The following is a 21336-nucleotide window of genomic DNA, read 5'->3' on the forward strand; positions in this document are numbered from 1 at the left end:
GTCGATGAGTAAATCTTTACTGCCTTCTTCGCCGAACAGTTTCTTAAATCCGAAATCTGTATAAGGATTAAAGTATTTTGCAACCATCATCGCTTCTCCAAAATTATTTTATGAACGATCGCTAAATAACTACAGCACTATGAAAAACTATCTCTGATGTTTTCTATATAGCACAAAAAATGGTTGTTATCTAACACATAACCGTGGGTAGATGTTTGAGATCGAGTTGTAGCGGCATCACCGCAAAATTATCTTTAGCTATCTAATGGTTATTATTGCTGCATAACGTCAAATAATTTTTGAAGTGAGCAGTAAAATTGCTAAACCAATGAGAACTAGCAATGAACTGGCGATATTATTCCAGAATTGGTGATGGCTAGTTAGAGAAGCGCGTTGTTTGGGGCGATCCTCTATGATTGGTTGCATTGTTGACAGGTCAATGGTGGGGTATTGGCTGCGGCGAAACCAACCTGTGACAATAACGGAGCGATCGCAGAGCATTTCTAGATTTCTAATTAGCGGAGCAGGATCGATGAGCCATTGCTTAAAGTTGGGAATGTAATTGATAAAAGCCAGTCCGCCCTGATCCTCTAATCTGAGGTTATAGCCCAAATAAAATTCATCCGTGCCGTAGCCCAATAATTCCCCAGGAATCTGCACAGGGCTACCCTGCACATAACTGGCATAGGGATCGATCATCAGGCTGACTAAATCGGTATCGGCGGCATGGCGAAAGTCGGGATAGCGCAAACTGCCTTGAAACATAAAGCCCAAACCTAAACCGATCGCGCTGAGGCTAGGGAACAACCATCGGTTATAGAGTTCTGCTAAAAGTTGGGAAGTAATGATGGCAAGTATCAGTCCAAGCAAGGGAGCAATTTGAATCAACAAATCCCTGCCAAAGTTGCGATAGAGACGCTTGCGATCAAGCTTTTGGGCTGCTTTGAGCAGTTCGGCAAATTCGTATTCGGTCGTTAGTCCTAACTGTTTAGAATAGCCAGATAGAAAGCGCAACCTTTTACCGATTAGGGGATGGGTGGAGCCAAGTTCTAGCCAATAGCGCCAAGGATTGGCAAGTTCCCATAGAAATACCAAATAGGGATTTTGATCGGTCTGTCCAGTATGGGCGATTTCCATTGCTAAGCCGATCGCGGTCATGGTGTGGCGATCGCAGATGCCGATGGCGCGGGTCGATTCTAACAACCGATTGATGGGCATAGCGGGTTGATTGAAGGGCAGCATTTGCCTTGCCATTTTCGGTAAGGCTCTGGCGAGGGCGTTGGGGTTGCCCGTAATTTCGGCGGCAAAGCGATCGGCGAGGAGCGTACTAATCTGCCCCAGACCGACTAAGAGATAATTGCTGAGGCTATAAATGACATTGGCAATATTTGCGAAGATTTGCCAAATTTGTTTAGCGCTTTTGGCGCGATAGCTTTGACGGTTGAGCAGCACATAGATGTAATAAAAGATCTGTACAGGTGCAGAAATATAGGTCAAAACCGCAAAGCTTTTATTGCGGACGCGCCCCAATTGATAGGCATAGATGGCGGCAATTTCATCATCATCCAGACATTCAAACAGTCCCCGACTGACCACAATTCGCACGGAGTTAGAAATTACGCCATAGGTAAAAGCCACAGGCGCATCATCTTCTATCCAACCCAAGCGCGGCACAAATATATTGTATTTTTCGCAAAAGTTTTCAATTACCTCCACCGATTCAGGGCTTTTGACATCAAGATCGGCAAGAGTGAGCCATTGAATGCGGTGATATTGTTTTTGGGTGATGTCGATGATCCAAGGCGACATGAAAAATAGCAGCACATTGAGAATAAAAATCGTGACAGCGATCGCATTAAACCAAGCTTGGGTAAATACGGGTGTGAAAATGAAGGAAATGCCATAGCCTATTAAGAATTGCAGTCCGATAAATAGGGCGATCGTTAGTAAAATTGCGGCTATCAAGCCATAGCCATAGGCGGGGGCGAGGGAAAGGGTGACATTATTTTTGCGATAGCGGCGTGGATCGGACTTGATCACGGAGGCAACATCAACATTGCGCTGGATGCGATCGTCAACAGGTGCTTCTAGTAAAGCCTGCAAGCTCACCAGCGATTTTTGCGCCCATGCTTGCAACTGCGGATCGGGATGACTGGCAATTTGTTCGCAAATGGCGATCGCCTTATCTGCCCTGCCTGTTTTTTTGTAGGCAGAGATCAACCAAATTTGCGACTGGATATAGTCTTTGGATTGGCGATCGCGGCTCGTTTGAGCATATTCCGTCAGAATGGCGATCGCCTCGGTGTAATGTTTTCGCAGTAATGCCTCTTTCCCTGCCTTTAGTGACATGGCGCTGCCTCAAATTCGCGAGTTTGCTTTAGATTATTTTGCATGAATCCAAACCGTTATCATACTCAAATACCCAATTAGAATTTATACTGAAACAGCACTGTTATCTAAGTCTATGCCCGCATCATTACGCAGCCGCCAACATCCCCTCATTTGCCAGTTAGCAAACTGTATCGAAAAAGTCTGGCAAGATAACTTAGATCTGTCGCCTTATGTGGTTCCTGAGGGACTAGGCTACATTGAGGGGCATTTGGAAGGCGAAAAGTTAGTAATTGAAAATCTCTGTTATCAAACTCCCCAATTTCGCAAATTGCATCTAGAACTGGCTCAGGTGGGAACTGGCTTGGATATCCTTCATTGTGTGATGTTTCCTAACCCTGAGTATGCTTTGCCGATCTTTGGCGCAGATATCGTTGGCGGCAGGGGGGGCGCAATTAGTGCGGCGATCGCCGATCTATCCCCTGCCAACCCTGAGCGATCGCTACCCCATATCTATCAACAATCTTTAGCCGACTTGCCAATCTTAGAATTTAGCCAACGCCGCGCCCTGCCCGAATGGGCGGATATTTTCTCTGACTTTTGCCTATTTGTCCGCCCCATGTCGCCTCAGGAAGAACGGGATTTTTTGCAAAGGGTCAGCGACTTTTTGACCATTCATTGCCAAATTGCCAATAATAGCGTTGTCCTGACGAGCGATCGCGCTGTGGCTGAGGCGATCGCAGGGCAGCAATATTACTGCGAAAAGCAACAGCAAAATGACAAAACCCGCCGCGTCCTCGAAAAGTCCTTTGGTGCAGAATGGGCAGATCGTTATATGACGACCATGCTCTTCGATCCCGTTTAAGATACTGAAAACTATGGCAAAGCCCTGATTTTCAGTATCTTTTAGATTAATCTTTACACCCCAAATATTTCCCTATGGCAGTAGATCTGACCCATGTGCAACCAGCCCTCAAAGTTTATCCGCCCAAGGTAAATCCATGGATTTTAAACCTGATTCGTTTAGTAACTCCATTTTGGCTAAAAAATCAATGTGGCATCAAGGCTGTCGAAACCCGCTATGTCGATCGCCTCGTGACTGCCACAAAAAAATTTGAAGAGGGCAAATCGCGCTATATTCTTGCCTTCCGCCATCCCACCACCGATGATCCCTTTGCGATGATGCACCTATTGAGTGTGGCTGTGCCAAAAGAGGCGCAAGCGATGGGCGTTAAACTCCAAAATATGCCCCATAGCAGTTTTGTGTATGATCGCGGCATAGCCCTATGGGCAGGGGACTATATTAATTGGCTATTTCCCGCTTTGGGCGGCATCTCTATTTTTCGCGGCAAGCTCGATCGCCCCGCTTTAAATTTCATGCGCCAACAGATCACTAGCGGTGATGTACCCCTATCCATGGCTCCTGAAGGTGGTACAAATGGCAAAAGCGAAATCGTGGCGGAGTTAGAACCGGGGGTAGCCCAGATTGGCTTTTGGGCGGCTGAGGACTTGCAAAAGGCGGGGCGCACTGAGGAGATGCTGATTATCCCCATCGGCATTCAGTATGAATATGATCATGGGGCTTGGCAGGCGATCGATCAGGCGATCGCCACTATTGAAAAAGAATGTGCCAAAGAAAGTGGAACTAAGCCAGCGATTACACCTGAAAACCGCTATCAAAGGCTGTACGATTTGGGGCTACATTTGGTGAATTGGGTCGATAGCCACTATCAAACCTTTTATCGCCAGCATATTGCACAAAGCGTGTTAGATCCTAGATCACTAACGCCAGAACAATCTCAAAATATTGCCATTCTTATTCATGATCTATGCGATCGCATTTTGCGGGTGGCGGAAACGAACTTTGGGATTAAGGCAAAGGGAAACACTATTGATCGCTGCCGTCGCCTAGAACAGGCAGGGTGGGATCGCATTTTCCGCAATGACATCAAGGATATTGAGCAACTGTCGCAGGTGGAACGCAGCTTTGCCGATCAACTGGCACTTGAAGCCTATCACAGCAATTGGCATATGAAAATTGCCGAAAGCGTAATTGGCATCACCAGTGACTATGTGCGTCAACATCCTAGCCCTAGCCGCTATATCGAAGTGATTAAACTGATGTGGAGTGTGCTTAATCGCATTACTGAGCGCGATCCCAAATCGGTCTTCAAGCAATCTCCCAATTTTGGCGATCGCAAATTAACGGTTTCCGTTGCCGAGCCATTGTCAGTATCGGCGCTGCTGGGGGAATATCAATCTAGCCGCGCCGCCGCCAAGGAATGCACCCGCAAGCTTACTGATGATATTACTAAGGCGCTTAAGGATTTAGTTAAGCTTTCTGTCATATAAAATCTGGCAATCTTCCAGATTTAACCGCGATCGCGTGGCAATACTCATCGGTGAAGTCTCCCCCCTTGCCAGATGAATTGCACCTGCACAGCCAATCATTGCCGCATTGTCTGTACAGAGGCTCAGGGGTGGAAAAATTGCCCGTAAGCCTCTGTCCGAGGCGGTTGTCACCAGCAGCGATCGCAAGGCACTGTTGGCAGCCACGCCACCGACAGCCACAATTGTCTTTAAATTATGGGCGATCGCACAATTTACTGTTCGGGTCACGAGGGCGGCGGCGACGGTTGCCTGAAAGCTAGCCGCGATATCGGCGATCGGTAAGGGTTCACCATTGGAGCTTAGCTTTTGGGTGAGGCGCAAAACTGCGGTTTTTAAACCGCTAAAGCTGGAATCATAGGGTGCATCAGCGATCCTGCCTTGGGGCAGTTTAAAAGCTTGAGGATTGCCTTCCTTAGCAATGCGATCGATCGCTGGTCCCCCTGGATAGCCTAAGCCCAAAAGACGCGCCACCTTATCAAATGCTTCCCCCGCCGCGTCATCCCGCGTTTTACCCATTACCTGATAGTCGGTATAGTCTTTCACCCAAATGATGCTGCTATGCCCACCTGAAACCAATAGGCAGAGAAAAGGCGGCTCTAGGGTGGGATCGGCTAACAATGCCGAACAGATATGCCCCTCAAGGTGATGCACAGCGATTAGCGGCTTTTGATGCAGCATGGCGATGGTTTTAGCCGCCGTCACGCCGATCATCAGGGAGCCGATTAGCCCTGGGGCAGTGGTCACGGCGATCGCATCAATATCTGCCCATTTTTTGCCAGAGTCCTGATATGCCTGAGCGATCGCGGGGTTAATTGCCTCAACGTGCTGACGCGCCGCTATCTCTGGCATAACCCCACCATAGACCGCATGGGTAAGGATTTGCGATGAAACCACACTGCTCAAAATTTGGCGATCGCATACCACCGCCGCCGCCGTTTCATCACAACTAGATTCGATCGCAAGAATAGTTGGCATTTTAATTGGCTGTTAGCTGTTAGTGATTAGCTATTAGCTGTTAGGGAACTTACCTATGATACATAAACACTTGGCAGCCTTGATATTCTTCTAAAAAAGCCCAAAGCCCAAAGCTAAAAGCCCAAAGCCAATAGCTAAGAGCTAAAAGCCCCCAATTAATAACTTACTTTACGGGATGTGAAGATTGCTTTACCAAGGGGCGATCGCTGATATAGGATCTGAAACCAAGTTTCCAAACTAAAATATCGCAATTTTTGCCTAATCTTAAATACAGGTAAATACACAGGTAAATTAAGGTCAGTCTATGAAAAGACTTTTTGCTCTCATTCTCGTTATTACCCTCTGGTTTGGCGTTAGCCTTTCCGCAGCCCCTGCTGCCTATGCCGAATTTTCATTCAACGCTTTGACCCCTTGTGCCACCTCCGAAGCTTTTCAAGCTCGCTTAGAAGCCGAAATTGATGGTTACAATACTCGTCTAGAAAATTTTGCCGCAGGTAGCGCCCCCGCCGCTTATCTACAAGGCAAGATCGCCCAAACCGAAGCCCGCTTTGCTAAATATGCTCAAGCAGGTCTGCTCTGTGGCGACGATGGACTGCCTCACCTAATTAGTGATGGTCGTTGGGATCGCGCAGGCGAATTCACCATTCCCGCCCTGATGTTTCTATACATCGCAGGTTGGATCGGCTGGGTTGGTCGCGCTTATTTGATCGCCATCCACAAGGATGTAAAAACCGCCACCGAAAAGGAAATCCTCATCGATCTTCCCCTCGCTGTTAAGTGTATGCTCACTGGCTTTGCTTGGCCCCTCGCTGCCATCAAGGAATTTACTAGTGGCGAATTGGTTGTACCTGAAAGCGAAGTTACTGTATCACCTCGCTAATCCTCATTTCGATTCCAAATTCTAAAAATCAAAACTTATCTAATAGGAGAATTCCATTGAAAGGTTTTTTATCATCTGCTCCTGTATTAGCTGCCGTATGGATGACCATCACGGCTGGCGTACTCATTGAGGCAAATCGTCTATTTCCCGACACCCTCACATTTCCATTTTAAGATCTAGCGTTTTACAGCGAATTTGCAGTTTTCTTCAGGCTAATACCAATTCATAAAAGCCTAACAACACTTTTGTGAATTAACAGCTAAACCCATTAAGGGTTCTCAAAATCCGACTTGACCGAAAACTGCTAAGAAAAAATATCAAGGTGTGGTTTGCTACATCTTGATATCTTTTTTTATGGGTGAGTTTTAACTACGAGCAAAATGCTGAATTAAAGCGTAATAACCCCTTCGTGGTTTGAGTGGGAAGGGCGGCGATCGCCCTTGCAAGATTAATTTGCAAACGTCCCCCTAATTTGTTATAGTGATTATCCGTTAGGCGGCATAGCCAAGTGGTAAGGCAGGGGTCTGCAAAACCCTCACCCCCAGTTCGAATCTGGGTGCCGCCTTTTAATAAGAGCCGTAAGACTAAAAAAGCACTGCGAAGCAGTGCTTTTTTAGTCTTTTATTGTTCTGATAATTGTTTTGTCGCTGCCAATTCACGCTCCAGCAGATTTACCCTCTCTAACAATTGCTGATTAGAAGCCAGTAACTCCTGCGTACGCGATGATAAATAAGGATCTGACTCCCACCAATTGATACCGATTTCCTTGGCTTTGTCAACAGAGGCTATCAGCAGCCTGATCCTAATACTCAACAATTCCACACTGCCCACTGACACCGTGATATCACCAGCAATCACAATCCCCTTATCCAATACTCGCTCCAGAATATCGGCTAAAGAAGATCCAGTGGTGCTGGTTTTAATTGATTGAGGTTTAAGCGCTTGAGACTGAGACATTTAAGGTATTTGATCCAATAATTTAGCAAGTCCAAGTTCTGACTCTGGCTCACCATTACCATACCGAGAAATCAGCACATCAAAGCAAAGATCACGAAAGTCTTCATGCTTGCCAGAGACAGGAATCTCATGCTCATGGCAAATTTTGCCGATCAATAGGCAGGCTCTGAGGCTAGAGGCTTTGCTGCATTCCACTTGACGGCGATAGCCGCGAATTAAGTTAATTAATTTTAGGGCTTGAGTCCGATCTAGTCCGACCCGATTTACTAAGATCTGTTTCTCGGTTTCCACATCAGCTTCACCGATGTTGATCGTGATCATGCGATCAAGTAATGCATCTTGGGTAGGATGCACACCTGCATATTCGTCAGGATTGGAAGTAAAGATTGCCCGAAATAGAGGATGCACCCTCACATATTCTGTCTGCGAGCTATCGGGAGGAAGCACGATTAATTTTTCCTCAAGGGCGCTCAGCAAGACGTTGTTGACTTCAGGGCGCGATCGATTGAATTCATCATAGATAAGGGTGAATCCTTCCTTGGCGGCTAGGGTCAAGCGCGAATCTGTCCAACTTTGGCGTAGATCATCTTCCACTTTGAGAACAGAATGGATGTAATTATCTACGACTTTCTTGCGAGAATAGCCAGAGTTAGAGCCAACTAATTGCGAAGAGCGTAAGTCTTCATCACCGTAGATCAACACCATTGGGCGACCAACTAAGCCAGCAAGGTGCATTGCGAGAGTGGTTTTACCCGTTCCCGCAGGACCGCGCAAATGGATTGCAAAACCAGATTGCAGGTAACGCAGGGCGCGGCGCACTATTTGCTTAGTGAAGTCTGTGCTGATGAACTGACGGGGATTGGCATGGAGAACGGTGGTCATAGTTTATGAACCTTCTGCCATTTGTAGCAGGGTATTAAGGATATCGGATGGATCGACTTTGAGTGTGTTTGCGCCTTGGGCAAGCAAATCCCTTACGGTATCGCGATCATTGACAACTTCTAGCAAGCTGGAGTTTGTCGATAATTGGGATACATAGTCAGCCACAAACTGCTCGATTTTGCCAGTATTCTTTGAGGTTTCCTTGGCGGTTTCCTTTTCCTTGGTTTCAGGCTTAGGTGTTTCTGTTACCTTGGTAGCAGCGACAGGAGCAGGGGCAACTTTTTCAGCTTTGACAGGCTTGTTGAGGATAGGCGGTTCAGCTTCAGTTTGAGGTGCTTGTTTGGCGGCGGGAATGGACGCGGCACGATCGCCAGCCCATACGGAATCACGAAGACTAGAACGAAAATTAAGGAGTTGTGCGGTTTGTGTCTCAGCCGCAGACTGGCGTTGTGCGTTTATTTCGCTAAGAAAAGTCTGGACATTGGTTACAAGGTTACGAAATTCTTGAGATCGATCTTCGCCATCCTGTTGAGATTGGGTGAGTCGTTGACTGGCAATTTCCTTTAGCTGGGATGCAACGGTATTGGCGCGGGTAGCAGCTTCGGCACATCTTTGTTGAGTAGCGATCGCTGCCGATGCGAGACGCTCTTTATTGATGTCTTCTAGCTGCATAGCTGTAAGTGCGGCTCGCTCTTGGGTTATCTGTTGTCTGGATTGTTTTGCGGCGATGCCAGAGCGCAATCTGGCTTTGTGAATATGCTTGAGTTGAGATCGTGTTTTAAAAGTACGGGTACGTACTGCTTGAGCGCGTTCTTCACTATCTTCAGCAGCACTTTGGCTGCGAGATGTATTTAAATCTTGCAAATATTCTGAAACCTGATCCGCCCGATTTTGTATTTCAACTTGTCTTGCTAATAAGGCATTTTCGGCGATCGCCTGTCGCCCCTGTTCCCAAGCTAGGCGACTTTGTGTTGCACGGGCAAGATATGCCGCCGTTGCCTCAGCTTGTGTTTGAAATTCCTGTTCCCTCTCTTGCTTTGCCCGTTCACAGGTTGTCAAAAATTCTGTTCTTTCTTGCAATCGTTGCTGTCTTGCTTCTGCAAATCTCTGCATCAAAGAAGCCATAACGTTATCCTCAAGTTTCTTAAATTATTCTTAAATCTCATTTGTTTAATCCCCCTTCCCACCGTATAACTACCCTACCAAAAATTTTTCGCCGAGTCAGCAATAAACTGATAAGGTGATTTTTGGTGAGAAGGGAGTAAAAAAGAAATCGGTAGGCTAATAATCTATTGTTTAGTGATCAGTTCCTAGCTTGTGGCTAGAACCACGATCAAACTAAGCAGCAGGTACTGCCGCCGAAGCTGTAAGACCAACTGCTTCAGCATACTTGAGGTATGTTTCTACAGAGGCGATGACAACACGGGCTTCAATGGAAAGTAGTTCGATCCCCACGAGAGAGACTCTCACCCACGCATCGATCACAATACCTTTATCCAAGATGCGATCGATCACTTCCGCTAAGCTAGAGGAAGAATTGACTTTTTCAACAGCCATGGTAAGTTGCTCCTTAAGTTAACTATGTTCGGCATTTAAATTTTGCCTGTGCAAACTGTACTACACAACAGCAAAATTACTGATACTTATTTTGTACTAATCATCTTAAGTTAAAAGATGATGTACTAATATTAGAACAGTTAGCAGATGTTGGTGATAAATTTTTTTTAAGTCTTTGAAAAAGATCCAGTAAAATCATTGGCTGACTTAAAATGTTCTAGATCGTTTTTATCGTAAATATTCTGTCTATTGAGGTTTTAAGTACTACAAATAACCTTTGAAAAGTGGCACTCCAAGTCTATTTTTAAGATTTATTTGGGGCTTAAGCTAGCATAAGGTGCTGGATTAGTGGCAGGATTAATTCGAGAATGGTATAGCGGTTTTGACTTGAGAAAGCAACAAAGAACATTAGTGGCAATTCATCAGTTATCACTAATGTTCTTTGATGACTTTTTTATGTAGTAATCGTTTAAAAGTCGCTATATATGTTAGTTAGATTATGAGTTGTAACGAGGAATCTGTTAAATTTGCCATTACTGAGGCTTAGTAAAAACTATTGAAGTTTTAGGTAGTACAGAAATATTTCTAGGTGATTTCTGAGATCCACAAATTTAAAATCCCTGTAGCGCGGGCATCCTGCCTGCTTTGCTGCTTTGCTGCTTTGCTGCTTTGTGGAGAGATTTGTCAGTCAATCTGGTTAAGCAAAATCATCAGTCTCTAGTTTTGGTTTTTTAAACTCCTTTAAACCCAACGACTATTTCCATTGCTTTAATATGAGTTACTTTGGACGAATCTCGATTGATCTTATTTTGGCGGAAATTGCCAATGAAACTGAATATAAACCCCACTAACAATAAACTGCCGCCCATGTATTGCGCTTGAGTCGGCACTTCCCCTAAAATCAGGTAAGCCATAATGATCGCCGCAATGGGATTGCATAGGCTCGCTAAATTTAATTCGGTTATCGTTGCTTTAGTTAAACCTGTTAGCCAACAAAGCTGTCCGAATACAACGATTAGCGTTGCATACAACAGCATCAACTGCCACAGCAAAGGCGAGAAGGCATCAGCAAAATGTTCTTTGCCATAGAGAATAATAGCTATCAGGAAAAAAATGATACTGCCAACAATATTGCGGTAAATCATAAAAATACCGATGGGTATCGATTGTAGTTGCAATTTATTAACGATTGTGGAAATGGAAGTAATAACTGCGGCTAGGGCAACTAATACTTCACCTGTGCCAAGTTGAAATGCACCCATTGTCAGGTTTTGAGCGGATGAACTTAGCAAGGCTGTTACGACAATTCCCGCAAAAGAAACCACAGAACCAGAGACTATCCAAGGATTGAGGGGAATAGATAGGAGCCAAAAACCTAAGACTAGGCTCAAAATTGGTTCGATGCGCCCAATTAGCACAATATTAGTGATGTTGGTTATTCCTAGGGCAGTAAAAATTAGGGCGGGGGCGATCGCCCCCGACAGAATTCCTGTAATTGTTAGGCTAATCCAGTCTTTGGTGGTTAGGGCTTTAAGATTTTCATGATGCCAATGTCTATGGAAAATGAACAGCATTAACCCAAGGGCGCAAATATTGCCGACAAATAGCACATTACAGAGGGAAATCGGATTCCTGCCATCAATCAAATTTTGGTTGCCAATATCGACAACTCTGCGCGTGATGGGATTGGAAGCGGCAAAAACTATAACGGCGATCGCTAGGTAAATGGAACTAGGAATTTGGTTGAGGATCTTTTGGAGTTGGTTAGTTTTCATGGAGTTCAGTGGGAATTTAGCGATCGCCAACAAATGATGTTATTGCCTTGGGAGGGCAGGTTCTCGTTTTAGAATCGCATTGCCGCAAATGCTCTTTTTGCCAACTGTAGGGAATGGAGAGTAAATCTCTAGCGCCTGTCATACCTTGTCCGACAAATAGAAGTAAGGCTAGACAATTGAGAATGATATGAATGTACCGCCAACGATTTTGTTTGTCTCGATAGATTTCTTGGGTAATCGCAACGGAAAAAATCATTAAAATAGCTGCCGCGACACCATAGTAATAATGGGAAAAGAACCATTCATTATCCCTTCTAAATACTTCTGGTTGTGCGCCTATGAGTAGTAGCCCGATCGCCGTGGCGGCAGCAAAAATGTTACGCCAAGTTTTAATTTTCACTTTGAATAAAAATGTAAAGGTGGCAGTGGTGATCATAAACATTGCTGTTACCCAGAATGCCCTTAAGGGGTCTTTAGCAAAGGTGTCATTTTTGAGGAACCTAGAAAAAATGGGATATGCCATCCCCAAAATAGCAGCACCCACAACGCCAATACTAAGCCAGTTACCGATTTCAACATGTTCTGATCCAACGATGGGGGGGATTTTGCTCTTTTCGCCGTTAGCCAGTTGCAGGCGGCGCTGACGAACCTGCCAAGCGCGATGGGTGACAATACCAATTAGGGGAAATACAATGACCACAGCGATCGCAGGATGAATTAAAGCAAAAAAATCATCTAGTTCCATTTTGAAGTTTCCTGAATTAGATTAGATTGAGAAGATGGTGAATGGCGCTGTGTTAACCATCTTCTGGGTGTAGATCAAGCCAATGCCAGACTAATACTTAGGGCAGTGCCAATTACAAAATGCAGGGCGACAGCAATAAATCGATAGTTGAGAAGTAAATCGGCGCGATCGTGATTATTGCGGATGAAACTGCATAGATGCCAAGTGATCGGCAAACTGATAAAAATGCTGGCTGTCCAAATGGGGAAAAGCTGGGCAATGATCGCAAATGTGGCGATCGCATAGATTAGACTGCATAGCCAAGGCAATAGATCGGCGGCGCGTTTAGTTCCTAATTTTACCACTGGTGATCGCTTACCTGCGGCGATATCATCGGCAACTTGGTTAAAGTGCGAACAGAATAAAATCAAACTCGTAATGATGCCGACAATTAGCGCGGCGGTGATACAGGCATAGTCAAAGGTTTGGGTTTGACTGTAGTAGGCGGCGGTGACACCGATGGGGCCAAAGGCAAAAAAGCATAAAATTTCACCCCAGCCCTGATAGCCGAGGCGAAAGGGTGGCGCTTGGTAGATATACCCGAATAGACAGGCGATCGCCACCAAACTCACCACGATCGCATCCTGTTGAAGCCATGAGATTGCCAGTACGCCACCAATGCCCAATATTAGACAAATATTGGCGATCATAAAAACTAAGTGTTTGCGCCCCGTCAGGTTAACCACTGAATGGGCCTTATTTACATCAATGCCTGTCTCAGAGTCAAAGACATCATTGCAGAGGTTTTCCCAAACTAATACCAAAATTGCGGAGAGCAAGAATGTCGAAAATATGCCCCAGTCAATCTCGTGGCTTTGGTGGTAGGCGATCGCTGTACCCGTGGCGATCGGTACAACTGAAACACTATACATCGGCAATTTGATCGCCGCCATCCATAATTTACGCGATCGCTTTGTGGCAATGTCTTCTAAATTCTTGTCCATATGCTGACCTTATTTCCTAGAGATTTTGATATCTAGAGCTAACATATACCGTACATTCAGCAGGTAATTTAGAACAAAAAATAATATTTGCGAGAGGAAGTGCCACGAAACTGCAAAATTAGATTCTGTCTAAGAGATACACTGGAAGAGAAGAACAAAGGAGAAGACCAAAGGAACTGAGGCGAGTCGAGAGCTATAGGTAAGCAAGGTAATCACAAAACGCGATAACTCAGATAACATCCGATCGCTAATTGGCGTATATAATCTCTCCTATTGATCAACCCGTTTGAGTGGATGCAATGACGACCCAGCAGAGAGTGCTAGAACTGCGAAAAATTTTGCAAAAGGCTAGTTATGAATACTATGTCCTTGATGCGCCAGTAATGGAAGACTCGGTATATGATGCGCTATATCGGGAATTGCAAAGTTTAGAAAGCCAATATCCAGAGCTAATTGCTGCCGATAGTCCCACTCAGCGCGTGGGTGAGAAACCTGCCAGTCAATTTCATTCTGTCCAACATCATATTCCCCTCTATAGTCTTGACAATGCCTTTGCCCTAGAGGATACGATCGCTTGGCAAGAGCGCTGCCAAAAGGGGTTAGAGCATCAGCAATTTTTAGAATCTGTTTGTGAATTAAAAATTGATGGTTCGGCGATCGCCCTAACCTATGAGCAGGGTCTATTAGTGCGCGGCGCAACGAGGGGCGATGGTACTACAGGTGAGGATATTACTAGCAATATCAAAACAATTCGTTCCATTCCCCTGCGCTTAAATTTAGAAAATCCGCCCGATCACCTAGAGATTCGCGGTGAAGCATTTTTGCCGATCGCCACCTTTGAGCAGATCAATCAGGAGCGATCGCAGCAGGGGGAAGCACTATTTGCCAATCCTCGCAATGCCGCCGCAGGTACTTTGCGCCAACTCGATCCGCGCATTGTTGCCCAACGCCGCTTAGATTTTTTTGCCTATACCGTCCATCTCACTGATGCGGCAATTACTTCGCAATGGCAAGCCCTTAATTTTTTGCAGCAGATCGGTTTTCGGGTCAATCCCCATCGCCAACTTTGCCATTCCCTAAAAGAACTGCAAGCCTATTATGAGCATTGGCAAACCGCCCGCCATGACCTGCCCTACATGACCGATGGCATGGTGATCAAACTCAATGATTTTGGACAGCAGGAGAAGTTAGGCTTCACGCAAAAAACACCACGTTGGGCGATCGCTTGGAAATATCCTGCCGCCGAAATCCCTACCATTATTGAGGCAGTGACGGTGCAGGTAGGGCGCACTGGCACACTCACTCCCGTTGCCGAATTGCGCCCTGTTTTACTAGCGGGTACAACCGTATCCCGTGCCACACTGCACAATAGCGATCGCCTCGCGGAACTGGATCTGCACATTGGCGACACGGCGATCGTGCGGAAAGCAGGGGAAATTATCCCCGAAGTGGTGCGGATTCTCCCTGAATTGCGCCCTGAGAATGCCAAACGCTTTATGATGCCCAGCCACTGCCCTGAATGTGGTCAGCCAGTGGTGAAACCCCTTGACGAAGCGGCAACCCGTTGTGTCAATCGAGAATGTCCTGCGATCGTGCGGGGGGCGATCGAGCATTGGGTCAGCCGCGATGCAATGGATATCAATGGCATTGGTGACAAGCTGGTGCGTCAATTAGTTGCCGAAAATCAGGTTAAATCCATCGCCGATCTCTATCACCTCACTAGCGAGCAGTTGCAAGCCCTCGATCGCCTAGGACAAAAATCTGCCGATAAAATCATGGCGGCGATCGAAAAATCAAAAAACCAGCCTTGGGCAAGGGTGCTATATGGGCTAGGAATCAGACATATCGGCGCGGTCAATGCCCAAAATATTGCCGATAATTTTCCCAATGTAGAATTATTAGCCAATGCCACCCCAGAGGCGATCGCTTCGATCTATGGCATTGGTGAAGAGATTGCCCAAGCTCTCTATGCTTGGTTTCAAGACCAAAAGAATCAAGATTTAGTATCACGGTTAAAAGCATCGGGTTTACAGTTGGTCAGCGACCAGAAAAGCCAAGCGATCGCCATCAATCCGCGCATTGCTGGCAAAACATTTGTGGTGACAGGCACTTTGCCCACCCTCAAACGCGATGAAGCCAAGGACATGATCAAAAATGCTGGCGGCAAAGTCACCGATTCTGTGAGCAAGAAAACTAACTACTTAGTCGTTGGTGCAGACGCAGGCTCTAAACTGGAAAAAGCGCGATCGCTTGGGGTTGAATGTATTTCTGAGCCAGAGTTGTTAGCATTAATTGGTTGATGATTGATTGATAATTGGTTGATAAAGTGAAACGATTATGAAATGATGTACTCATAATCACGATTTCCTATCACATTTACCGTCACAATTCGCAGTCTCATCTTCAACCTAACATGATGCCCTCCAAGCCCGAAGCCCCAGAACTTGAGCAAGCGCCCATCCCACCCAAGCAGGCAAATTCGGCAAATTGGCAAATTGTCACCACCACATTTATCACCATATTTCTCGCAGAGATTGGCGATAAAACCCAACTAACCACGCTGATGATTGCCGCGCAGTCCCATGAACCTTGGATTGTCTTTACAGGTGCAGCGATCGCCCTTGTTTCCACCAGCTTATTGGGCGTGATTGCAGGTAAATGGTTAGCCCAAAACTTTTCTCCTCGTTTACTAAATACCCTCGCAGGCCTAAGTTTCTTGATTTTATCGATTAGCTTGTTGTGGGAAGCAGTCGGTTGATACCTACTGCGCTTTACGCCGACTTAAAACCCAGATAAACCTCAATCAAAACAATCAAAATATATGGACTGGCAACTATTATTTCTCAGCTTCGGCACAATTTTTTTATCTGAACTAGGTGACAAAAGCCAACTCGCCACCCTCACCCTCAGTGGCAACTCCGCCGCCCCCCGCTATGTGTTTATCGGCTCTGCCGCCGCCTTACTCCTCGCCAGTGCCATCGGCGTTTTCTTAGGCGATCGCATCTCCATATTTTTACCCACCCAACTGCTCAAAGCGATCGCCTCTGGCCTATTTGCGATTATGGCAATGCGTCTATTTATGAATGATGCTGACACATAACTACTCGTACAAATAGTCATAGAAACAAACTAATGGCTATCCAGTTAAAGGCAGAGTAAAATCTATGGTTACGATAAGATAGTACATTGCCAAAATTACCCGTTTCCTAGTTTTGATCTCAGACTTAAGCCTCAACATGGCGATATACTGAGAAGCATAAAGATATATCTACTTAATAAACACAACCAATAGAGTCACAGGTTAAGCGATCGCTCAACCTGTGACTTAGAATAACAGTGACTTAGGATTTTCTTGCGCTTAGCACAACAAATCCTGAAATAACTAGCAAAAACTAGCACTACTTAACCAGAGCAACAGTTTACAGTTTACAGATTAGAGAGGCGATCGCAAATCATGGTGATGATTGAAACCAAAGCCGAGCGCATGGTCATAAACATGGGACCTCACCACCCATCCATGCACGGCGTTCTTAGACTTATCGTCACACTAGATGGCGAAAATGTAGTCGACTGCGAACCTGTATTAGGTTACTTGCATCGCTCCATGGAGAAAATTGCCGAAAATCGCACGATTATCCAATATTTGCCCTATGTGACGCGATGGGATTACCTAGCAACCATGTTTACCGAGGCAATCACCGTCAATGCCCCCGAAAAACTCGCGAATGTGCCAGTGCCGAGACGTGCCAGCTACATCCGCATGATCATGCTAGAGCTAAGCCGCATCGCCTCTCACCTCCTATGGCTGGGTACATTTGTCGCCGACATTGGTGCACAGACCCCATTTTTCTACGTCTTCCGCGAACGGGAAATGATCTATGACCTCTTTGAGGCAGCCACAGGAATGCGGATGATGCACAACTACTTCCGCATCGGTGGCGTCGCGGCAGACCTGCCCTATGGCTGGACAGAAAAATGTGCAGATTTTTGTAATTATTTCACTCCCATGATTGATGAGTATGAAAAATTAATTACAAACAATCCCATCTTTCGCCGCAGGGTCGAAGGACTAGGCACAATTACCCGTGATGAAGCCATTAGTTGGGGTTTATCAGGACCAATGCTGCGCGGCTCAGGGGTAAAACTAGACCTGCGTAAAGTCGACCATTACGAACTCTACGATGAACTCGATTGGGATGTGCAGTGGGAAACTAGCGGCGACTGCTTGGCGCGTTATCTTGTGCGCGTAAGGGAAATGCGTGAATCGACAAAAATGATTCTGCAAGCGTTACAGCAAATGCCAGGCGGCTCCTACGAAAACCTCGAAGCGCAGCGCGTTCTCGCGGGACCTAAGAGCGAATGGAACTCTATGGACTATCAATTCATTAGCAAAAAACCATCCCCCACCTTTAAAGTGGCAACTGGTGAGCATTACGTCCGAGTCGAAGCGCCCAAGGGTGAGCTAGGCGTTTATATCATTGGTGAAGATAGCGTCTTTCCTTGGCGTTTCAAAATCCGTCCACCAGGATTCATTAACTTACAAATTTTGCCAGAACTTGTGCGCGGCATGAAACTCGCTGACATCATGGCAATCCTTGGCAGTGTGGACATTATTATGGGTGAGGTTGATCGCTAATGTACGGTGGAATTGATTTACAAAAGTCTTTGATTGAAGTGCTGACAGGGCTAGGGCTACCAGCCGATGTCGCCAAAGTAATTTGGATGCTATTGCCGATGGCGGTAATGGTGTTGGGTGTCACCGTGGGCGCTCTCGTCTGCACATGGCTAGAGCGCAAAGTCTCCGCCGCCGCCCAACAACGGATTGGTCCTGAATATGCAGGTCCTTTCGGGTTATTGATCCCCCTCGCAGACGTGGGCAAGCTGTTAATTAAGCAAGGGACAATTCCAGCCAAAGCCGATCCCCTGCTTTATACAATCGGTCCTGCTCTTGTATTTACCTCTGTTTTCCTTTGCTATCTTGTCATTCCCTTTGGACAGAACTTAATTATTTCTGACCTTGGCACGGGCGTATTTTTCATTATTGCTATTTCCAGTGTTGCCCCCATCGGTTTGCTGATGGCAGGGTACTCCTCTAACAATAAATACTCCCTATTAGGCGGCTTGCGAGCGGCGGCGCAGTCCATTAGCTATGAAATTCCATTGGCACTTGCAGTGCTTGCCGTTGCCCTCATGACCAATGGACTTAGCACCATTGATATCGTCAACCAGCAAGCGGAATATGGCATTTTGTCTTGGAATATTTGGCGGCAGCCCATTGGTTTTGTAATTTTTATCATTGCTGCCCTTGCTGAATGTGAGCGCTTACCATTCGACTTGCCCGAAGCCGAAGAAGAACTAGTTGCAGGCTATCAAACCGAATATTCAGGGATCAGGTTTGCCTTTTTCTATGGTGGCTCCTATGCCAATTTGTTATTGGCAGGTTTACTCGCTTCGATCCTTTATCTAGGCGGATGGGAGATTCCTTTCCCGATTGATCGCATCAGCGCATTTTTTGGCATCGAAGCCAATACCGCTTGGTGGCAAATTCTCGCTGCTTTTATTGGACTAACTTCTACCCTAATCAAAGCTTACTTCTTCATTTTCTTAGCAATTCTGCTGCGTTGGACAGTACCCCGCGTGCGGATTGATCAATTGCTTGATCTGGGTTGGAAGTTCTTGCTGCCCATTGGCTTAGCGAATTTACTGATTACAGCAGCGTTGAAGTTGGCATTTCCTGTTGCCTTTGGGGGATAGCTTTTAGCTTTTAGCTTTTGGCTTTTAGCTTTTAGCTTTTAGCTTTTGGCTTTTGAGAGTAATTAATTGATTTTTATATGGTTTGTTTTACCTAATCCAGTTCTGTCAATAGAGCTAACCGCTAAAAGCTAACCGCTAAAAGCCCCCCCTCCTATCTCAAAAACTCTACAACAAATACCATCATGCTGAAATTTCTTAATAAAGTTGGTGACTACACTAAAGACGCGATCCAAGCGGCTAAGTACATCGGTCAGGGTATGTCGGTGACGTTTGATCATATGCGCCGCCGTCCGATTACGGTGCAGTATCCTTACGAAAAGTTAATTCCTTCGGAGCGTTTTCGCGGCAGAATTCATTTTGAGTTTGATAAGTGCATTTCCTGCGAAGTTTGTGTGCGGGTATGTCCGATTAATCTGCCTGTGGTGGATTGGACTTTCAACACAGAGATGAAGAAAAAGGAACTCAAGAGCTATAGCATTGATTTTGGGGTCTGCATTTTCTGTGGCAACTGTGTGGAGTACTGCCCCACTAATGCTCTGTCTATGACCGAAGAATATGACCTATCCACCTTCGATCGCCACGAATTGAATTTTGATAATGTGGCGCTTGGCAGAATGCCCACGAAGGTAACAGATGATCCTTTTGTAACTCCAATTCGCGAACTTGCCTATTTGCCGAAAGGGGTAATTGAGGGGCATGAAGTCCCACATACCGCTAGAAGGGCGGGGCAGCGTCCTGAAGAGATCGCGGAAGCGGCGGCTAAAGCTGAATAATTAGAACTATTTAAAGGAAACTTGTGATGAACAATATTGGTTTAGGTGACGGTTCCCAAACCGTATCTTTGGTGGTTTTGGCGGCGATGTTGACAGCCTCAGCGATGGGTGTGGTGCTTTTGCAAAATATTGTCTATGCGGCTTTTTTGTTAGGTGCGACTTTTATCAGTGTGGCGGGGTTGTATTTGCTGCTCAATGCTGACTTTGTGGCGGCGGCGCAGGTATTGATCTATGTGGGGGCGGTTAACATTTTGATCCTATTTGCGATTATGTTGGTTAATAAACGCCAAGACTACGCAAGTGTTAAGTACGGTGCTTTGCGTAATGTGGTGACGGGTGTAGTTTGTCTCGGACTATTTGCGCTGTTGGGCGTAACTGTGACCTCTACTAATTGGGCGATCGCGCCAAATATTGCTAAGTTGCCATCAACGATGGTCGTAATTGGTCAACATTTCTTTAGCGATTATTTACTGCCCTTTGAATTAGCTTCTATATTGCTACTGGTTTCTCTGATTGGGGCGATCGTCTTGGCTCGCCGAGAATTTATTCCTGATACCTTTAAGGTCGATCTCAAGGTGTCGGAGGAGTCGTTAGAGCTATTAGAAAAGCCGAAAGAACAATTGACTGCTTCTAAGTAATTTGTGGCTTATCAATATCCTAAAATCACCCAAAATTATTCAAATCATATGTCCTTAGAACCTTTTTTGATTATTGCTGCCGCCCTATTCTGTATTGGCATTTATGGCTTGATTACTAGCCGTAATGCGGTACGAGTTTTGATGTCTGTAGAGTTAATGCTTAATGCTGTTAATTTAAATTTAATGGCTTTCTCTAACTATCTAGATTCTGCCAGTATTCGTGGGCAAGTATTTACGATTTTTGTAATTTCGATCGCTGCGGCTGAGGCGGCGGTGGGACTAGCGATCGTCCTGTCGATTTACCGCAGTCGCGACACCGTGGATATGGAGCAGTTTAATTTGTTGCGTTGGTAATTGTCTGGCGTTTATCATCTCAAGCAAAACAAAGGCGGCGCAAAGCGCCGCCTTTGTTTTGCTTAAAAATACAGCCAAATCTACTGGACTCATGGGGATAAGTGTAGCTAATAGTAGCCCAAATCTTCTATGTATAAAAGCTATAGTTTTATCAATCAATACTACGGACAAAAAAGAATTATGCTAAAACCATATCTAGTTTATCAATACTACGGACAAATAGGGACAGAGATAGAACCATAGGAGCAAAGCTTGTGGAAATTAGGGTGTAATTTAATCGAAGTAAGGTCTAAATCTAACAGGGAAATAAAGCGGTCAAGGAGAAGGCGATTGAAAGCCAAGCG

The 21336-nt window shown here is 45.6% G+C and carries 21 protein-coding genes, 1 tRNA gene and 1 pseudogene; 13 read left to right on the forward strand and 10 right to left on the reverse strand.

All coding sequences use genetic code 11. The features are described from left to right. Window positions 1-87: pseudogene (locus H6F44_RS24240) on the reverse strand (Rpn family recombination-promoting nuclease/putative transposase); the annotation flags it as partial. 201 nt (window positions 88-288) lie between these two features. Beyond that, window positions 289-2349 carry a M48 family metalloprotease gene (locus H6F44_RS18325; protein WP_190352477.1) on the reverse strand — a complete coding sequence of 687 codons (2061 nt, stop codon included), beginning with the start codon at window positions 2347-2349 and terminating at the stop codon, window positions 289-291. 115 nt (window positions 2350-2464) lie between these two features. On the opposite strand from H6F44_RS18325, the gene H6F44_RS18330 reads away from it, so the two are divergent. Both H6F44_RS18330 and H6F44_RS18335 read left to right on the forward strand, forming a co-directional pair. Continuing rightward, window positions 2465-3193, forward strand: a complete 729-nt coding sequence (locus tag H6F44_RS18330; RefSeq protein WP_190352478.1) for a phycocyanobilin:ferredoxin oxidoreductase — start codon at window positions 2465-2467, stop codon at window positions 3191-3193. A 74-nt stretch (window positions 3194-3267) separates the two neighbouring features. After that, window positions 3268-4680, forward strand: coding sequence for a lysophospholipid acyltransferase family protein (locus tag H6F44_RS18335; RefSeq protein ID WP_190352479.1), 1413 nt, complete (start codon window positions 3268-3270; stop codon window positions 4678-4680). Here the strand turns inward: H6F44_RS18335 and tsaD are convergent. Further along, the gene (gene tsaD, locus H6F44_RS18340; RefSeq protein ID WP_190352480.1) at window positions 4657-5694 is read right to left on the reverse strand and encodes a tRNA (adenosine(37)-N6)-threonylcarbamoyltransferase complex transferase subunit TsaD; all 1038 of its coding nucleotides are present in this window, start codon (window positions 5692-5694) and stop codon (window positions 4657-4659) included. The genes H6F44_RS18335 and tsaD overlap by 24 nt on opposite strands. 304 nt (window positions 5695-5998) lie before the next feature. Here tsaD and H6F44_RS18345 point away from each other — a divergent pair, with 304 nt between their 5' ends. The 3 genes from H6F44_RS18345 to H6F44_RS18355 all read left to right on the forward strand — a co-directional run bounded on the left by H6F44_RS18345 (window position 5999) and on the right by H6F44_RS18355 (window position 7139). Beyond that, complete coding sequence (locus H6F44_RS18345; RefSeq protein ID WP_190352481.1) at window positions 5999-6574, forward strand: Photosystem I reaction center subunit III; 576 nt, start codon at window positions 5999-6001, stop codon at window positions 6572-6574. A 56-nt stretch (window positions 6575-6630) separates the two neighbouring features. Then, the gene (locus H6F44_RS18350) at window positions 6631-6747 is read left to right on the forward strand and encodes a Photosystem I reaction center subunit IX (RefSeq protein ID WP_071590168.1); all 117 of its coding nucleotides are present in this window, start codon (window positions 6631-6633) and stop codon (window positions 6745-6747) included. Window positions 6748-7068: 321 nt separating this feature from the next. Next, window positions 7069-7139, forward strand: a tRNA-Cys gene (locus H6F44_RS18355). A 56-nt stretch (window positions 7140-7195) separates the two neighbouring features. Here the strand turns inward: H6F44_RS18355 and H6F44_RS18360 are convergent. The 7 genes from H6F44_RS18360 to menA all read right to left on the reverse strand — a co-directional run bounded on the left by H6F44_RS18360 (window position 7196) and on the right by menA (window position 13473). Further along, entirely contained in the window at window positions 7196-7531 is a 336-nt protein-coding gene (locus H6F44_RS18360; protein WP_190352482.1) for a gas vesicle protein, read from the reverse strand. Continuing rightward, a complete protein-coding gene (gene gvpN, locus H6F44_RS18365) occupies window positions 7532-8413 on the reverse strand; it encodes a gas vesicle protein GvpN (RefSeq protein WP_190352483.1) in 882 nt (293 codons plus the stop codon). It abuts the gene before it with no gap. Window positions 8414-8416: 3 nt separating this feature from the next. Next, window positions 8417-9538: a hypothetical protein gene (locus H6F44_RS18370; protein ID WP_190352484.1), complete on the reverse strand. Its 1122-nt coding sequence runs from the start codon at window positions 9536-9538 to the stop codon at window positions 8417-8419. Between the two features lie 213 nt (window positions 9539-9751). Next, window positions 9752-9970, reverse strand: coding sequence for a gas vesicle structural protein GvpA (gene gvpA / locus H6F44_RS18375; RefSeq protein WP_009626980.1), 219 nt, complete (start codon window positions 9968-9970; stop codon window positions 9752-9754). A gap of 731 nt (window positions 9971-10701) precedes the next feature. Then, window positions 10702-11745 (reverse strand): DMT family transporter, encoded by a 1044-nt coding sequence (locus tag H6F44_RS18380; protein ID WP_190352485.1) that lies wholly within the window; start codon window positions 11743-11745, stop codon window positions 10702-10704. 16 nt (window positions 11746-11761) lie between these two features. Beyond that, window positions 11762-12490, reverse strand: coding sequence for a DUF4079 domain-containing protein (locus H6F44_RS18385; protein WP_190352486.1), 729 nt, complete (start codon window positions 12488-12490; stop codon window positions 11762-11764). A 74-nt stretch (window positions 12491-12564) separates the two neighbouring features. Then, entirely contained in the window at window positions 12565-13473 is a 909-nt protein-coding gene (gene menA, locus H6F44_RS18390; protein WP_190352487.1) for a 2-carboxy-1,4-naphthoquinone phytyltransferase, read from the reverse strand. 299 nt (window positions 13474-13772) lie between these two features. On the opposite strand from menA, the gene ligA reads away from it, so the two are divergent. From ligA to nuoK, 8 genes are all read left to right on the forward strand, one after another. After that, window positions 13773-15773, forward strand: a complete 2001-nt coding sequence (ligA, locus tag H6F44_RS18395) for an NAD-dependent DNA ligase LigA (RefSeq protein ID WP_190352488.1) — start codon at window positions 13773-13775, stop codon at window positions 15771-15773. 116 nt (window positions 15774-15889) lie between these two features. Next, window positions 15890-16231, forward strand: coding sequence for a TMEM165/GDT1 family protein (locus tag H6F44_RS18400; protein ID WP_199302190.1), 342 nt, complete (start codon window positions 15890-15892; stop codon window positions 16229-16231). Between the two features lie 63 nt (window positions 16232-16294). Next, window positions 16295-16573 carry a TMEM165/GDT1 family protein gene (locus tag H6F44_RS18405; protein ID WP_190352490.1) on the forward strand — a complete coding sequence of 93 codons (279 nt, stop codon included), beginning with the start codon at window positions 16295-16297 and terminating at the stop codon, window positions 16571-16573. A gap of 354 nt (window positions 16574-16927) precedes the next feature. Continuing rightward, entirely contained in the window at window positions 16928-18109 is a 1182-nt protein-coding gene (locus H6F44_RS18410) for an NAD(P)H-quinone oxidoreductase subunit H (RefSeq protein WP_190352491.1), read from the forward strand. Next, window positions 18109-19227: an NADH-quinone oxidoreductase subunit NuoH gene (nuoH, locus tag H6F44_RS18415; RefSeq protein WP_190352492.1), complete on the forward strand. Its 1119-nt coding sequence runs from the start codon at window positions 18109-18111 to the stop codon at window positions 19225-19227. The genes H6F44_RS18410 and nuoH overlap by 1 nt, the downstream gene beginning before the upstream one ends. A 185-nt stretch (window positions 19228-19412) precedes the next feature. Continuing rightward, complete coding sequence (gene ndhI / locus H6F44_RS18420; RefSeq protein WP_190352494.1) at window positions 19413-20000, forward strand: NAD(P)H-quinone oxidoreductase subunit I; 588 nt, start codon at window positions 19413-19415, stop codon at window positions 19998-20000. A 26-nt stretch (window positions 20001-20026) separates the two neighbouring features. Next, window positions 20027-20638: an NADH-quinone oxidoreductase subunit J gene (locus tag H6F44_RS18425; RefSeq protein WP_190352493.1), complete on the forward strand. Its 612-nt coding sequence runs from the start codon at window positions 20027-20029 to the stop codon at window positions 20636-20638. Between the two features lie 48 nt (window positions 20639-20686). Then, on the forward strand, window positions 20687-20992 hold the full coding sequence (gene nuoK / locus H6F44_RS18430) for an NADH-quinone oxidoreductase subunit NuoK (RefSeq protein ID WP_142656472.1): 306 nt from the start codon (window positions 20687-20689) through the stop codon (window positions 20990-20992). Window positions 20993-21336 lie beyond the last annotated feature (344 nt).

This window comes from Pseudanabaena cinerea FACHB-1277, from assembly GCF_014696345.1.
Lineage (GTDB): Bacteria > Cyanobacteriota > Cyanobacteriia > Pseudanabaenales > Pseudanabaenaceae > Pseudanabaena > Pseudanabaena cinerea.

Coding starts and splice junctions, on each gene's coding strand:
- H6F44_RS18425 (WP_190352493.1), top strand. CDS start 20,027: ATGAACAATATTGGTTTAGGTGACGGTTCCCAAACCGTATCTTTGGTG.
- gvpN (WP_190352483.1), bottom strand. CDS start 8,413: ATGACCACCGTTCTCCATGCCAATCCCCGTCAGTTCATCAGCACAGAC.
- H6F44_RS18380 (WP_190352485.1), bottom strand. CDS start 11,745: ATGAAAACTAACCAACTCCAAAAGATCCTCAACCAAATTCCTAGTTCC.
- H6F44_RS18325 (WP_190352477.1), bottom strand. CDS start 2,349: ATGTCACTAAAGGCAGGGAAAGAGGCATTACTGCGAAAACATTACACC.
- H6F44_RS18405 (WP_190352490.1), top strand. CDS start 16,295: ATGGACTGGCAACTATTATTTCTCAGCTTCGGCACAATTTTTTTATCT.
- H6F44_RS18335 (WP_190352479.1), top strand. CDS start 3,268: ATGGCAGTAGATCTGACCCATGTGCAACCAGCCCTCAAAGTTTATCCG.
- H6F44_RS18400 (WP_199302190.1), top strand. CDS start 15,890: ATGCCCTCCAAGCCCGAAGCCCCAGAACTTGAGCAAGCGCCCATCCCA.
- ligA (WP_190352488.1), top strand. CDS start 13,773: ATGACGACCCAGCAGAGAGTGCTAGAACTGCGAAAAATTTTGCAAAAG.
- H6F44_RS18330 (WP_190352478.1), top strand. CDS start 2,465: ATGCCCGCATCATTACGCAGCCGCCAACATCCCCTCATTTGCCAGTTA.
- H6F44_RS18360 (WP_190352482.1), bottom strand. CDS start 7,531: ATGTCTCAGTCTCAAGCGCTTAAACCTCAATCAATTAAAACCAGCACC.
- menA (WP_190352487.1), bottom strand. CDS start 13,473: ATGGACAAGAATTTAGAAGACATTGCCACAAAGCGATCGCGTAAATTA.
- tsaD (WP_190352480.1), bottom strand. CDS start 5,694: ATGCCAACTATTCTTGCGATCGAATCTAGTTGTGATGAAACGGCGGCG.
- H6F44_RS18345 (WP_190352481.1), top strand. CDS start 5,999: ATGAAAAGACTTTTTGCTCTCATTCTCGTTATTACCCTCTGGTTTGGC.
- nuoH (WP_190352492.1), top strand. CDS start 18,109: ATGTACGGTGGAATTGATTTACAAAAGTCTTTGATTGAAGTGCTGACA.
- H6F44_RS18410 (WP_190352491.1), top strand. CDS start 16,928: ATGGTGATGATTGAAACCAAAGCCGAGCGCATGGTCATAAACATGGGA.
- nuoK (WP_142656472.1), top strand. CDS start 20,687: ATGTCCTTAGAACCTTTTTTGATTATTGCTGCCGCCCTATTCTGTATT.
- H6F44_RS18385 (WP_190352486.1), bottom strand. CDS start 12,490: ATGGAACTAGATGATTTTTTTGCTTTAATTCATCCTGCGATCGCTGTG.
- H6F44_RS18370 (WP_190352484.1), bottom strand. CDS start 9,538: ATGGCTTCTTTGATGCAGAGATTTGCAGAAGCAAGACAGCAACGATTG.
- gvpA (WP_009626980.1), bottom strand. CDS start 9,970: ATGGCTGTTGAAAAAGTCAATTCTTCCTCTAGCTTAGCGGAAGTGATC.